The 14819-nt window shown below is 50.1% G+C and carries 12 protein-coding genes, 1 riboswitch and 1 other annotated feature; of the genes, 2 read left to right on the top strand and 10 right to left on the bottom strand.

Annotated features, from left to right (window positions below):
• Nucleotides 1-218: 218 nt before the first annotated feature.
• Entirely contained in the window at nucleotides 219-1139 is a 921-nt protein-coding gene (locus tag EV209_RS12150) for a glycosyltransferase family 2 protein (RefSeq protein ID WP_130435738.1), read from the top strand.
• Between the two features lie 131 nt (nucleotides 1140-1270).
• Here EV209_RS12150 and EV209_RS12145 read toward each other — a convergent pair whose 3' ends face one another.
• The 8 genes from EV209_RS12145 to EV209_RS12110 form a co-directional block, all read right to left on the bottom strand.
• Entirely contained in the window at nucleotides 1271-3076 is a 1806-nt protein-coding gene (locus EV209_RS12145) for a CCA tRNA nucleotidyltransferase (RefSeq protein ID WP_165388919.1), read from the bottom strand.
• Nucleotides 3077-3119: 43 nt separating this feature from the next.
• The gene (gene proS / locus EV209_RS12140; protein ID WP_130435737.1) at nucleotides 3120-4556 is read right to left on the bottom strand and encodes a proline--tRNA ligase; all 1437 of its coding nucleotides are present in this window, start codon (nucleotides 4554-4556) and stop codon (nucleotides 3120-3122) included.
• A 114-nt stretch (nucleotides 4557-4670) separates the two neighbouring features.
• Nucleotides 4671-4884: a binding site (T-box leader), on the bottom strand.
• A gap of 10 nt (nucleotides 4885-4894) precedes the next feature.
• The gene (locus tag EV209_RS12135; protein WP_165388918.1) at nucleotides 4895-5953 is read right to left on the bottom strand and encodes an AI-2E family transporter; all 1059 of its coding nucleotides are present in this window, start codon (nucleotides 5951-5953) and stop codon (nucleotides 4895-4897) included.
• A gap of 65 nt (nucleotides 5954-6018) precedes the next feature.
• A complete protein-coding gene (locus EV209_RS12130) occupies nucleotides 6019-6690 on the bottom strand; it encodes an RluA family pseudouridine synthase (protein WP_130435735.1) in 672 nt (223 codons plus the stop codon).
• A gap of 3 nt (nucleotides 6691-6693) precedes the next feature.
• Nucleotides 6694-7350 carry an HAD family hydrolase gene (locus tag EV209_RS12125; RefSeq protein ID WP_130435860.1) on the bottom strand — a complete coding sequence of 219 codons (657 nt, stop codon included), beginning with the start codon at nucleotides 7348-7350 and terminating at the stop codon, nucleotides 6694-6696.
• 151 nt (nucleotides 7351-7501) lie between these two features.
• Nucleotides 7502-8191, bottom strand: coding sequence for a response regulator transcription factor (locus EV209_RS12120; protein WP_130435734.1), 690 nt, complete (start codon nucleotides 8189-8191; stop codon nucleotides 7502-7504).
• Complete coding sequence (locus EV209_RS12115) at nucleotides 8184-9659, bottom strand: sensor histidine kinase (protein ID WP_130435733.1); 1476 nt, start codon at nucleotides 9657-9659, stop codon at nucleotides 8184-8186. Before EV209_RS12115 ends, EV209_RS12120 begins: the two co-directional genes overlap by 8 nt.
• Before the next feature lie 99 nt (nucleotides 9660-9758).
• The gene (locus EV209_RS12110) at nucleotides 9759-10541 is read right to left on the bottom strand and encodes an AraC family transcriptional regulator (protein ID WP_130435732.1); all 783 of its coding nucleotides are present in this window, start codon (nucleotides 10539-10541) and stop codon (nucleotides 9759-9761) included.
• Nucleotides 10542-10681: 140 nt separating this feature from the next.
• On the opposite strand from EV209_RS12110, the gene EV209_RS12105 reads away from it, so the two are divergent.
• Nucleotides 10682-11791 carry a Gfo/Idh/MocA family protein gene (locus EV209_RS12105; RefSeq protein WP_130435731.1) on the top strand — a complete coding sequence of 370 codons (1110 nt, stop codon included), beginning with the start codon at nucleotides 10682-10684 and terminating at the stop codon, nucleotides 11789-11791.
• A gap of 83 nt (nucleotides 11792-11874) precedes the next feature.
• Here EV209_RS12105 and metK read toward each other — a convergent pair whose 3' ends face one another.
• Complete coding sequence (gene metK / locus EV209_RS12100; RefSeq protein WP_130435730.1) at nucleotides 11875-13065, bottom strand: methionine adenosyltransferase; 1191 nt, start codon at nucleotides 13063-13065, stop codon at nucleotides 11875-11877.
• 112 nt (nucleotides 13066-13177) lie between these two features.
• A riboswitch (SAM riboswitch) is annotated at nucleotides 13178-13275 on the bottom strand.
• Nucleotides 13276-13351: 76 nt separating this feature from the next.
• Complete coding sequence (locus EV209_RS12095) at nucleotides 13352-14644, bottom strand: UDP-N-acetylglucosamine 1-carboxyvinyltransferase (RefSeq protein ID WP_130435729.1); 1293 nt, start codon at nucleotides 14642-14644, stop codon at nucleotides 13352-13354.
• Between the last annotated feature and the right edge of the window lie 175 nt (nucleotides 14645-14819).

The following is a 14819-nucleotide window of genomic DNA, read 5'->3' as shown; positions in this document are numbered from 1 at the left end:
AAAAAAGTACAGTACTTTTTTTATTTTTTATTGAATTTATACATTTCTTTTCCTGCAAATATGGTAACCTTTCCACAAATGCCTTTTCTTTCGCCGCCCAACTTTAGGGCAGGAATAATTTAATTTACTGGCAGTTGCCCGGGATCAGGAAATATGCTATACTTAATTTATTCTTACCCTTAATTATTAAGGGTAATTTTGTTGGAAGGAGAAGTTTTATGCCCAGCATTGCAGTTTTGATTCCCTGCTATAATGAAAGCCAGACCATAGCAAAGGTCGTGGACGATTACCGCAGCGCCTTGCCGGAGGCGGATATTTACGTCTATGATAATAATTCTACTGACCATACAGATGAAATTGCCAGAAAAGCCGGCGCAATTGTCCGCTATGAAAGACGCCAGGGCAAAGGAAATGTGATCCGCACCATGTTCCGGGAAATTGAAGCGGACTGTTATTTGATGATTGACGGGGACGATACCTATCCCGCGGAAAATGCCCGCCAAATGGTTGAGGAAGTTCTGGAACGCCAGGCAGACATGGTAATCGGCGACCGCCTTTCTTCCACCTATTTCACGGAAAACAAGCGTATGTTCCATAATTCAGGCAACCGGATTGTGCGTTTTCTCATTAACAAATTGTTTAAGAGCGATATCCGGGATATTATGACCGGATACCGGGCTTTCAGCAGGCGCTTTGTGAAAACATTCCCCGTGCTGTCCAAAGGTTTTGAAATAGAAACGGAAATGACTATACACGCCCTTGACAAAAATTTATTGCTGCAGGAAGTTCCTGTTTCTTACCGGGACAGGCCCGAGGGCAGTGTTTCTAAGCTGAACACGTTCCGGGACGGCATCCGGGTGCTGCGCACGATCAGCTCTTTATACCGCTATTACAGGCCTTTGTCATTTTTCAGCAGCATCGCCGTGTTGTTTCTGATTGCCGCGCTAATTCTTTTCCTGCCTGTATTTATTGAATTTCTTTCAACAGGCCTGGTTCTGCGCTTTCCCACGCTGATCGTGGCCGGAGTTTTCGGGACAATCGCATTTATCTTCTGGATCTGCGGAATTATCCTGGATGTTATCGTAAAAAAACACCGTCAGCTTTTTGAGCTGATCCTTATTCAGACAGACCGGCATTGATTCACAGGATTCCGGAGGTTTTTGCTGCATGGGGAACGCAGTTTCCTATGCAATAAAGCAGCAGCGGGCGAAGTTTTTATGGACTTCGTCCGCTGCTGTCAGTTTCTGCACTATTTGTGATATTCACTATTTCATGGAGCTAACTTTTTTTTCATTTCATAGCAGCCGTCTTTCAGCTCAGGATCGCCGCCAGAGTGCTCATAATCCATTTTCTCGTAGAATCCTCTGGCTGTCAGGGACGCATGCAGCCTGCATTCTCCGGCTTCTAAAGCCAGCGGGTCTGTTTCCAGGGCCTGGAGCAGCAGCCTTCCGGTTCCCTTCTTCTGTGCTTCCGGCAGAACAAATATGGCGCGCAGCACACAGGCGCCGCCCTCAGGGACTGCAGCCCCGCAGCCTAAGATTCTTCCGCCTTCTCTCGCCAGATACAAACAGCCCTCTTCTGCCAGCCAGCAGACATTTTCCTCTGTATACCATTCTGCCAGACGCCTCATCTCGTCTTCCGGGTAATCCGCCGTATTTACTTCCAGCAGGACCCTCCGGATCATCCGCGCAGTTTCCCGGGCATCTTCCTCCCGGAATATTTCTGTCCGGACGCGCTGCTGAAAATGGCTTATCAATATTTTTTTATCATTTTCCTCCGGACGGCGCAGCACCCAGTCCAGCATGGCGGACAGCATCTCTCCCAGCTCCGGGCCCGGACTGACGCCGGCCTCAATGAGATCGGCCCCTTTTACGGAAAGCATAGGCAGGCAAAAGCATTCGCCTTTCTCCAGCACCTCCCGGTACAGGCTTTCCAGCTGAACAATCGCAGGAAGATATTCCTCTTTTGCCCGCCGGCTCTTGGCCATTGTGTCCGCCCGCATCACTTCCAGAAGCCTGGGAAACATCTCTTTCCCCACCAGGGACATCACCTTTCTCACGCATGCCCTTGTCTGACGGAAATGATAAGCATGATACCTGGTCAGCTTTGTGACTCCCTTGACCGTATCATGGTCAAATTTCAAACGCCGCAGGATCTTCTCCGCCAGCGCAGCGCCGGTTTCCGCATGGCCCGGATAGCTGTCCCACCCATTGCTTTCCACATGCGTCAGCGGCTTTCCGATATCATGGAGCAGCGCTGTCCACCGCAAGACCTTGTTTTTCTCTACCTGCCTTGCTGTTTCAACTGAATGGCGGCCCACGTCCATGCAGTGATAGGGGTTCCTCTGGGGAAGGCCGAGGCAAGCGTCCAGCTCAGGAAGCACTACAGCTGTAATCCCGGCTTCCGCGGCAGTCAGCAGTCTTTCCGGATGATCTGAAAGGAGCAGCTTTGTCAGTTCAGTCTGTATCCGCTCCTGGCTGATGCGGCGCAGCGACGGGGCCAGCTTTTTCATGGCTTCAAAAGTCTTTTCTTCAATCTCAAATCCCAGCTGGCCTGCAAAACGCACTGCCCGCAGAATCCGCAGGGCGTCCTCTGAAAAACGCTCCTCAGCCGCTCCCACACACCGGATCACGCCTGACTTTAAATCTGCTCTTCCGCCAAAAAGATCCGCCAGACCTCTGGATGGATTATAGGCCATGGCATTGATAGTGAAATCCCGCCGTTTCAAATCCTCTTCCAGATTCCTGGTAAACTCCACCTGGTCCGGATGGCGCCCGTCCCTGTATTCTCCGTCAATTCTGTAAGTGGTCACCTCAAAACCTTTCCCCTGTATCAGGACTGTCACAGTCCCATGGGCAATTCCGGTATCCACTGTCCGCCCAAATAATTCTTTCACCTGTTCAGGGAGCGCCGAGGTTGTGATATCCCAGTCCTCCGGCTCCCGAAGGAGCAGCGCATCCCGGACACAGCCGCCCACCGCGTAGGCTTCAAAGCCCGCAGCTTCCAGCCTGCTGATGACCTGCTCCACTTCCCGCGGCAGAACAGGAAGATTTTCTGTTATTTTCCCCTCAGCCATCTGCTCCCTCCTTATCCTTATTCTCCGCTCTTTTGTATCTTTATCAGTAGGCTTTTCCCCAGTACACCATAGCCTTGGCCGGCCGGCCGCAGCAGACACAGGTATCAGAAATATGCTCCTGCTCAAAAGGCATGCACCTGGAAGTAGCTGTGGTCTCCTCTTTTATCTTATTCTCACAGGCCTCGTCCCCGCACCACATTGCTTTAATAAATCCAGGTTTATTCGCAACCGCGTCTTTAAATTCTTCATAAGTAACTGCTTCTGTTGTATGGGCGTCGCGATGGTTCCGCGCCCGCTCCAGCATTTCCTTCTGCATGGTTTCCAGAATCTCTCCCACCTTGCCCTGCAGTTCTTCAAATGGCACTACTGTCTTTTCTCTGGTATCCCGCCGGACAATTACCGCCTGCCCTGCTTCGATATCCTTGGGGCCCACTTCAATCCGAAGGGGAATGCCTCTCATCTCCTGTTCGCTGAATTTCCATCCCGGAGATTTGTCTGTGGCGTCCACTTTCACCCGGTAATCATTTTTCAACATGGCCCTCAGTTCCTCAGCCTTTTCCAGCACTCCCTCTTTATGCTGGGCGATGGGAATGATCATCACCTGGGTGGGGGCAATTCTGGGCGGCAGCACCAGGCCGGAATTGTCTCCATGCACCATGATGATCGCGCCGATCATTCGGGTGGTCATGCCCCAGGAGGTCTGATGCACATATTTCAGCTGATTGTCCTTATCAGAATACTGAATCCCGAAAGCCCTGGCGAACCCGTCTCCAAAATTATGGCTGGTTCCGGACTGCAGCGCTTTGCCATCGTGCATCAATGCTTCAATGGTATAGGTGGATTCAGCCCCTGCAAATTTCTCTTTATCTGTTTTCTTTCCCTTAATCATTGGAATCGCAAGCACCTGTTCACAGAAATCCGCATAGAGGTTCAGCATCTGGATTGTGCGTTCCTCTGCCTCTTCTGCCGTAGCGTGGGCCGTATGGCCTTCCTGCCAGAGGAATTCCATTGTGCGCAGGAAAGGCCTTGTTGTCTTTTCCCACCGCACTACGGAACACCATTGATTATACACCTTTGGCAGGTCACGGTATGACTGAATAATCCTGGAATAAAAATCGCAGAACAATGTTTCAGAGGTAGGGCGGACGCACAGCCTTTCCGGCAGCTCTTCGCCGCCACCATAGGTAACCCAGGCCACCTCAGGCGCAAAACCCTCCACATGATCTTTTTCCTTCTGCAGCAGGCTTTCCGGAATGAACATAGGCATATATACATTTTCCACACCGGTCTCTTTAAACCTCTCATCCAGCTGCTTCTGGATATTTTCCCATATGGCGTATCCATTGGGTCGCAGAATCATGCATCCGCGTACAGTAGAATACTCGATCAGTTCGGCCTTCTTTACCACATCCGTGTACCACTGGGCAAAATCCTCCTCCATGGAAGTGATCGCCTCAACAAACTTCTTTTCTTTTGCCATTTTCTCCTCCTTCTGCAAAAACAAATATTCCTTCAATTCCCCTCCTCCCGGAAGGTTTTGTTGCATAGGGAACGCAGTTTCCTATGCAATAGAAAAACGCCGGAACGCAGCCCCGTTAGGGACCGGATTTCCGGCGGTACCACCCTGATTTACCGTCTGTTTAAACGGCACTCTCCATGCCCGTAACGCTGGACTGCGTCCTGCTTCGGCCATCCTCGCAGGAAGCTCAGAGGCAGGTTCAGAACCGGCCGGCATGAAAACCTTCCACCATATGGTCTTCTCTCTGGAAAGCGCCCGCATTCCTACTAGCCCTCATCATCGCTGTTTGTGTGCTTATTTTATGCCACTTTTAAAGTTTTGTCAATCTCTTTTATCAAAAGCCAGCCAATGGGCCCCAGGAACAGCCCGATCAGGCCGAACAGCCGCAGTCCCACGTACATCACCAGCATTGTTTCCAGAGGCGTCATCCCGGTCCGTTTGCCCATCAGCTTGGCTTCCAGGATTTCCCGGATAAAGTAGCAGACCAGATAAACTGTCAGCAGCACCGCGGCCTGGTAGAAGTTCCCTGTCACCAGCAGGATCAGCGCCCATGGAATCAGTACGGTTCCTGTGCCAAATAAAGGCAGTGCGTCCAGCAGGCCGATCAGGATTCCCAGCACCACGCTGTAAGTATTTCCGATCAGGAAAAGCCCTGTAATACAGATGGCAATGATGATCACCAGAATAATCGCCTGGCTCCGCAGATACGCCTGGCCCACCCTGGCCACCGGTTTGCATACCATCTGGATTTCTCTGCTGTACATAGATTCTTCCTTTAGTTTCCTGATTCCTTCCCGTTCCTTTACACTGAGCACCGCCGCCATGATGGTGATTGCCAGCACTGTAGTTACCTCAATCACCCATACCACAATGGATACGCTGTTTTCCATTACCATAGGCATAATGGTGGACTGAAGCTGTTCTCCCGCATTCTGCAGCATTTGTCCCGCCTTTTGGAGCAAAAGCCCATCCTCCAGGTGAAAAAACCGTTCCGCCGACCTGCAGCAGCCTTCCAGCCAGCGCTGGGCTGTATCCAAATATCCCGGCAGGCGTTCGGCCAGCCTGCTCAGCTGCTGTACCAGCTGTTCTCCCAGCAGAAAGCATACGCCGGCCAGGATGATCCCGGCCAGAAGCATCATGATCACGGCCCCCGCCACTTCCGGAATGCGCAGATGCTCCTTCATCCATTTTGCGGAAGGGGTTACGGCCAGCCCGATCCAGTACGCCAGCAAAAAAGGAATTACCAGCGGAAGCAAAAACCTGAAAGAAAGGTATACTGCCGCAGTAATTCCTATAAATCTGAACGCTCTTTTCTGTTTGCCGCTGAGCCGCATTCCCGCCACCTGCCTTTCTGACAAAAACTGATGGCATTAGTATGGAACCTGCTCTTTCATTTTATTCCTGCTCTCTGCACCTTAACCGGTCATCCGTCAATTTCAAACTCCATTTTTTTCCTTGTGGCAGGATGAAGAAATGTCAGGCGGTAAGCGCACAGGCCCAGCGCCCCCTTTTTTCTTTCAAAATTGGGATTGTACTTATCATCGCCCCATAACGGCGCTCCCTCTGCAGCGAACTGTACCCGGATCTGATGATGCCTGCCTGTTTTCAGCGTTACCTTCGCCAGATAAAGCCCTGTAAAGTCCTCCGTCAGTGCGTCAAATCCATGAAAAATGTCCGCCGGTACAATTTCATAGCATAGCTCCGCCCGTTTCGCCCCTTCCGCGCCGCTATCCGTTACTGCCGAAGTATTATACCTCCTGTCCTGCACCAGATAATGCGTCAGAACGCCGCCGGAGCCTGTCCCAGGCAATCCGCACAGCAGGGCGTAGTACTGTTTATTCATCTCGCCGGACAGGACCTGACGGCTCAGGGAAGCCGCAGCTTTTTTTGTTTTAGCAAACACCATCACACCAGCCACCGGCCTGTCCAGGCGGTGGACAATCCCCAGATAAGGAACGCCCCCTTCTTTCCGGGCCAGATAGTTCTTTAATTCACTGGAAAGGTCCATGGAAAACCCGCGGCCATCCTGGGAATCCTGGCCCGCCGGCTTTCTGACTACGAGAATCTGCCCGTCCTCATATAATATTTCCGGCATTTGTCAGTCTTCCTCCAGCAGCAGTTCCTGCAGGTCCTTCACGCTTTTAGCTAATTCTTCCGCACCGGCTTTTTCCAGTTCTTCCCGGCTGCCATAGCCGTACAGCACTCCGATGGTGGGGATGTCAAACTCCTTAGCGCCAAGAATGTCGTGCATCCTGTCTCCAACCATCACCAGTTCCGACAGGTCGATGAGCTCCAGCTCCTCCAGCGCATACTGAATCACATCCTGCTTGCGCACCCTGCTCCCGTCCATCGTTGCGCCGGCCACAAAATCAAAATAATCGTCCAGCTGAAAATGTTCCAGAATCCGTTCTGCATAATCCGTAGGCTTGGAGGTTGCCACGATCAGCGTGCGGCCCGCCTCCTGCAGGGCTTTCAGCATTTCCGGAATGCCCTCGTACACTTCATTCTCAAAAATCCCCCGTACGCTGAAATACTCCCGGTAATTTTTCACCGCAAGGAGGCTTTCTTCTTCATTCATCTGATAAAATTTCTGAAAGGATTCGGCCAGCGGCGGCCCGATAAAAGGGCAAAGCGTATCCGGGTCGTCTACTGCGATTCCCATCTTTGCCAACGCATACTGCACTGACTTGGTGATCCCTTCTTTCGGATCTGTCAGGGTGCCGTCCAGATCAAACAATATATATTGGTTTTTCATCAGTTCTCCTTTTTCCATCATCACCGGCAGCCTGCCGGCCTTCTCCCCAAACGCCTGGCGCGCCTTTCGGGGCAGAACCATCTATACGGTCTGATTATAATGGAAACCTGCGGATTCTGCAAGGGTAAGTTTTGCTGTTCCCGCCTTTCTTTCAGACTTTGAAGCGGTAGCCCACTCCCCAGATCGTCTCAATATACTGGGGTTTTGAGGTATCGTATTCGATTTTCTCCCTGATCTTTTTAATATGGACGGTCACTGTAGCGATATCCCCTATGGATTCCATATCCCAGATCTCACGGAACAGCTCTTCTTTCTTGAAAACTCTGTTCGGATGTTCCGCAAGGAATGTAAGGAGGTCAAATTCTTTTGTGGTGAAAGCCCTTTCCTCCCCATTGATCCAGACCCGGCGGGCTGTTTTATCAATCTTGATCCCCCTGATCTCAATAATATCATTGTGGCCCTGGCCGCTGCCGATCAGCCTCTCATACCTGGCCAGATGGGCCTTTACTCTGGCTACCAGCTCACTGGGGCTGAAGGGCTTCGTAATATAGTCGTCTGCGCCCAGGCCCAGGCCGCGGATCTTATCAATATCATCTTTCTTGGCAGAAACCATGAGAATGGGGGTATTTTTGTTCTGGCGAACCTGTCTGCAGATCTCAAACCCATCCACCCCCGGCAGCATCAGGTCCAGAATCAGCAGATCATAATCTTCTTTCAGCGCCCTGTTCAGCCCCGCTTCACCGTCATTTTCAATCTCCACCTGAAAGCCGCTGAGTTCCAGATAATCTTTCTCCAGCTGCGCGATGCTGTCCTCATCTTCTACAATTAAAATCTTACTCATATCTTACCTCCTGATATTTTCTCAGCACAAAATACATCACTGTCCCTACGCCTTCCTTGCTGGTGGCCCAGATCCTCCCCCCGTGGTCCTCTATGATCTTCCGCACAATGGACAGGCCGATCCCGCTGCCTCCTTTGGAGGAGTTCCTGGAGGAGTCCGTACGGTAGAACCGTTCGAATATATTAGGAAGATCCCGCTGGGCAATCCCTTTCCCATTATCTTCGATTTCTACCTGGATAAAGTCGCCCACATCTTTTATGCGCAGGTTCACCTTGCCTTTGGATTTGTCCATATATTTCACGGAGTTGCTGACAATATTATTGACTACCCGCTTCAGCTGCTCCGCGTCCGCGATTACTGTCACATCTTCATCGCAATAGTTAAAATAGCCAAATTCAATATCATCCGCGGCCAGATCCACCTCCAGTTCTTCGGCACAGTCCAGAAAGTACTCCGTTACATTTATTTTATTGAACGTATATGGAATCTTATTTGCATCAATTTTAGAATAAAAGGTCAGCTCGTCAATCAGGCGGTCCATATCATTTGCCTTGTTGTAAATCGTCCTGATATACCGGTCCATTTTCTCAGGCGTATCCGCCACTCCGTCCATGATGCCTTCCACATACCCCTTAATAGCAGTGATAGGCGTTTTCAGGTCGTGAGATATATTGCTGATCAATTCCTTGTTTTCCGTATCAAACTGCATCCGCTCTTCCACTGTTTCTTTCAGGCGCTGCCGCATCCCCTCAAAGTCTGTGCAGAGCTGTCCGATTTCATCATTTTCCTGAACATCCAGAGTAAAATCCAGATTGCCCTCGGCAATTTTCCGGGTCGCTTCCTTCAGCCTGCCAATTGGCCGCAAAAGCGACCGGTAAATCCAGGTGGTGAGAATCGCCGCTGTAATCACCAGCACCAAAATCATGGAAATTACCATTTCCATGGCCAGGGACCTCATTTCCGGAATCATTTCATTAATGGCAGTCACGATAAAAACGCTGCCCTCTCCGCCGTCAGAAAATTTAAAATATTGCCCGCGGACCATCTGCCGGCCGGAAAGCATCATGCTGCTGGGATCTTCATAAGACGGCAGGTCTTCCGCCCTCAATCCCGGAATCTTCCCGGAATGGCCGTCAAATAAAATCTCATCATTCTTTCTGACAATCAGATAAGAATATTTTCCCATCAGCTTTCCATTCTCAGTCCGCAGAAAATCCACATCCTCAAACTGGTCAGGATCGCGGTCCAGCTGAACCTGAATCGCCTCCTGAATCTGGCCGGACAGAGCCGTAAAAATCTGTATGGAGCTGTTCGCGACAATCTCTCCGATATCTGCTTCAATATTATAAGTTTCCCTGATCCGGTTCATCTGAAAGTGGCTGACAATACACATAAAAAATGAAATCAGCAGCACCGGAACCAGGATGACCGTCATAAACGCGATCACCAGCTTTGTTTTTAATTTCATCAAAAAGCCTCCGATCCCTGCAATATATCAATATCATACCACAGAATGCCGAAGACTTTCATAAAATAAGCATAAATTTTTAGTAAAACCCGCCTGCCGCTACAGTCTGTGATTTCGAAATTCTTTCGGCTGCGTCCCTAATATATCCGCAAATACGCGGTTAAAACTTCTCTGACTTTCAAAACCCGCTTCTGCTCCAATCTGCATTAACGGTTTATCAGTGGTGCGGATGAGCTGAACCGCATACTCCAGGCGGATGCGGTTCAGATACTCCCTGAAGTTCATTTGCAGGCGTCCGGAAAACGTATGGGACAGATAATATTTATTTACATGCAGCTTTGCGGCTAAACCTTCCAGTGTCAGGGGCTCCTGAAAATGTTCCATAATATATTGCACCAGCCGGCAGGTCAAATCCAGATTTTCAGGCCCTTCAGCTTCCAGAAACACAATTTTTTTAAACAAATGCGCCAGCAGGACCTGAATCCACGCGCCGCACAGCCTGTCGTCTTTTATAACTTCTTCCCTGCACAGCCGCCGCAAGGCCAGCCCTGCGTCTCCTGAAATCTCTTTTTTGTTTAAAAACGGGTTTTCCGGATACAATTTTCGGATATTTCCTGCATAAGGGCCTGCTGCAGACGCTCCGAATATGATGAGCAGAGTTCTGCAATTTTCTTCCGCAGCGTAACTGTGCACGCGTTCGGGAAAAATAACAGCGCATCCTCCCTCTTCAATTACCTTGGAATCCTCCATGACCGTAACCATAATTTTTCCGCTCAGGCAATACAATATTTCCACATCCCCATGCAGATGAGCTGGGAAACTCATATTCTCTGAAATGCTGATCTGAATCCTGCCGTCTCGCTTTTCATAAAATGGGTTCACCCTTTTCCCTCCATTTTCAATCACAGCAATTTTTGGCTACTTCTCTTTTCATTATGGCAATTATTATATGTCATGTCCTGCTATAATACAAGTAGAATCAACGAGAATCGGAAGATGCTGCAAATGAAAAGAGGGCTGTTATGGAAAAAGTGGGAATCGGCATTCTGGGATTAGGCGCGATCAGCGGGATTTATCTGAAGAATCTGACAGAGCTGTTCAAAGAGGTTGAAATAATCGGCGTATATGATCTGTTTCAGGAGAAAACAGATCAGGTCAGCAGGGAATATGAAATTCCAAAAGCATATTCTTCTATGGAAGACATGTTCCGGGACGAAGATGTGGAGATTGTCCTCAATCTGACCCGGCCTCAGGATCACTATGAGGTGATCAAAGCTGCGCTGCTGGCAGGCAAACATGTCTATACCGAAAAGCCTCTGGCAGCCACTCTGGAAGAGGGAAAAGAACTGGTGTCTCTTGCCCGGGCAAGAGGGCTTCTCCTGGCAGGCGCTCCCGACACCTTTCTGGGCGCGGGGATTCAAACTTGCCGTAAACTGATAGACAGCGGATTTATCGGCCGCCCCATCGGCGCCTCGGCTTCAATGATCTGCCGCGGGCATGAGGGCTGGCATCCGGCGCCGGCTTTCTATTACCAGCCGGGGGGAGGCCCCATGATGGATATGGGCCCTTACTACCTGACCGCGTTAATCAATCTTATGGGCAGCGTAAAAGGCCTTACCGCCCTGTGCACAAAAAGTTTTGAGACCCGCACCATTACCAGCGAACCTCAGCGCGGCGCTGTCATTCCTGTGGAGGTTCCCACTCATGTAAACGGCATCCTTCAGTTCGAAAGCGGCGCAGCAGCCACTGTGACCACAACCTTCGACGTATATTATGACCGTCAGGACAGGCTGGAAATCTATGGCGCTGAGGGGACGCTGCGTGTTCCCGATCCCAATGGCTACGGAGGCAGCGTCATGCTTCTGCGTCCGGAACAGGGATGCTTCAAAGAAATGCCTCTGATTTTTGATTATCAGGACAACAGCCGCGGATTGGGAGTGGCGGATATGGCGAGAGCTCTCCGCAGCGGACAGTCCTGCAGGGCAGATTCCGGCCAGCTGCTCCATGTACTGGAAATCATGACTGCCTTTGAAAGAAGCAGCCGGGAAGGCCGCTATCTGGAGCTGGAAACCTCCTGTGAGAGGGGCCCGGCCATGAATCACAATCTGGTTCATGGGTTTCTTCAATCATAAAAATAAAATAATCGAAAGAAAGCTGCCGCTTCACGATTTTTCAGTCGTATATACGGCAGCTTTGTTTTCTGTATGGCGAGCAATTATTGCAGATATTTTTTTAATTCTTCCACCTTGTCCAGCCGTTCCCAGGGCAGGTTCAGATCATTGCGGCCAAAGTGTCCGTACGCGGCTGTCTGCTTATAGATCGGACGTCTCAGGTTCAGCATGTTGATAATTCCGGCAGGGCGAAGGTCAAAATTTTCTCTGATAATTTCCACCAGCTTTTCATCTGATACTTTCCCGGTTCCTGCGGTATCTACCATGACAGACATAGGGTGGGCCACCCCGATGGCGTAGGCCAGCTGGATTTCACACTGATCCGCCAGGCCTGCCGCTACAATATTCTTAGCCACATAGCGCGCGGCATATGCGGCGGAGCGGTCTACTTTTGTACAGTCCTTTCCGGAGAAAGCGCCTCCCCCGTGGCGTGCTGCTCCGCCGTAAGTATCCACAATAATTTTTCTGCCGGTAAGCCCGCTGTCTCCATGAGGGCCTCCGATTACAAAACGTCCGGTGGGGTTGATGAAAAATTTTGTCTCCCCGTCCACCATATCCGCCGGCAGTATGGGATCAAAAACATACTTTTTAATATCCTGATGGATCTGCTCCTGCGTTACCTTTTCATCATGCTGGGTGGAGAGAACCACAGTGTCCAGCCTGATTGGGCGGTGTTTTTCATCATATTCCACAGTGACCTGTGTTTTTCCGTCCGGCCGCAGGTAATCCAAAGTCCCGTCCTTACGCACCTTGGTCAGCTGGCGGGCCAGTTTATGCGCTATGGCAATGGGATAGGGCATGTATTCTTCTGTTTCATTTGTGGCGTAGCCGAACATCATTCCCTGGTCCCCGGCGCCCGTAGCTTCAATCTCCTCTTCCGACATTTGATTTTCTTTCGCTTCCAGCGCTTTATCCACTCCCAGCGCGATATCCGCGGACTGCTCGTCCAATGCCACAATTACCCCGCAGGTATCTGCGTCAAATCCATATTTCCCTCTGGTATAACCGATTTCCCGTACTGTATCCCGCACGACCTTCTGAATATCCACATATCCTTTTGTAGTTACTTCACCCATTACCAGAACCAGGCCGGTGGTTGCGCAGGTTTCACATGCCACTCGGCTCATGGGGTCCTGTTCCAGCAGCGCGTCCAGGATCGCATCGGAAATTTGATCGCACATTTTGTCGGGATGGCCTTCTGTTACAGATTCTGAGGTAAATAAAAATTTCTCCATGGTATTTCTCCTTTTTTTCTTGATGCAAATTCTTCCTGTATCGAAACGTTCTATCTGTTTCCTATGAAACAAAACAGGCCCGCAACAAGCGGACCTGATTTAATCAACGTCCTCCTTATTGTTCGATTGCTCGCTCAGGTTGGCACCTTCCGGTATCGGGGTTGCCGTGACTTCACAGATCCTTTGTATCTCCATCACTCTGAATAAGAAGAAATTGCATATTTATTGTTTTCTACATCATTATACATACTTTGTATTTCTTTTGCAAGAAGTATTTTCCTGGCATTCAGCCTGTTTTCAGCTGAAATTTCAGCGCGTCCCGTTCATTGTCGATTTCCTCTATCTCAGCGCCCAGGCCTCTGAGTTTCCCGGCAAAATCTTCATAACCTCTCAGGATGTATTTTACGTCATCCACCAGGGTAAATCCTTCAGCGGCCAACCCGGCCAATACCAGAGCAGCCCCCGCCCGCAGGTCCGGAGCTGTGACTTGTGCGCCTGTCAGGCTCTTTACGCCCTCGATTACGGCCACATTCCCTTCAACCTTTATAGATGATCCCATTCTGTTCAGTTCATCTACATATTTGAATCTGTTTTCAAAAATGCTTTCCGTCACCATGCTGGTTCCCTGGCACAGTGTCAGCGCCACTGAAATCTGTGGCTGCATATCTGTAGGGAAACCTGGATAAGGCAGTGTTTTTACATGCGTATGATGCAGCACCGGCTTGCCAACCACCCGCACCGCATCGTCGAATTCCACCACTTCGCAGCCCATTTCACGGAGTTTGGAAGTAATTGATTCCAGATGCTTGGGAATCACATTTTTTACTGTTACATCGCCCTTTGTAATCGCGGCTGCAAACATAAAAGTCCCCGCCTCGATCTGATCCGGAATGATGGAATATTCTGTTCCGTGCATCCTGGGAACCCCGTTCACGCGGATGACATCCGTCCCGGCCCCTTTGATATCCGCGCCCATGGAATTCAGCAGATTGGCGACATCCACCACATGAGGCTCTTTTGCAGCGTTCTCTATGATCGTGCGCCCCTCTGCCAAAGAGGCAGCCATCATTATATTAATCGTCGCGCCCACAGACACTACGTCCATATACAGATGTGCTCCCCGCAGATGTTCTGCATCCGCTACCACCATTCCGTTGCGGATTTCCACTTCTGCTCCCAGAGCACGGAATCCCTTCAGGTGCTGGTCAATGGGACGGCTTCCGATATTGCACCCGCCCGGAAGCGCCACTTCTGCATGACGATAGCGCCCCAGCATAGAACCCAAAAGGTAATATGAGGCGCGGATGCGCTTGATATATGAGTTATCCACTACTGTACTCTTCACGCTTCCTGTGTGCAATGTTACTTTATGACGGTCAACGCGGTCAATTACCGCGCCTGTTTCTGCAATGGCTTCCAGCAGAACATTAATATCCCGCACATCCGGCAGGTTATCAATGGTCACTGGATCATCTGTAAGGATGGACGCTGCAAGAATTCCCAGCGCAGCATTCTTGGCCCCGCCGATCATCACTTCTCCTACCAGCGGATTGCCACCCTTCATGATATATTGTTCCATAAAGCACCTCTGTGTTTTTCTGCATATTCAAATACTAACCATGTATAATGTTTTACAGCATTATTTCATGTCTAACGACATTATACCATATCCGCTTCGCTGATATGGTGCACTTCGTGCTCAAATGCGCACTCCGCTAACGCTTCGGCGCGTATTATGTCTAACGACATTATAC

It is taken from the genome of Cuneatibacter caecimuris (assembly GCF_004216775.1).
In the GTDB taxonomy this organism is placed as follows: domain Bacteria; phylum Bacillota; class Clostridia; order Lachnospirales; family Lachnospiraceae; genus Cuneatibacter; species Cuneatibacter caecimuris.
Note: the sequence above shows the minus strand (reverse complement) of the source record. Positions and strands in the feature narration are given on the sequence as shown.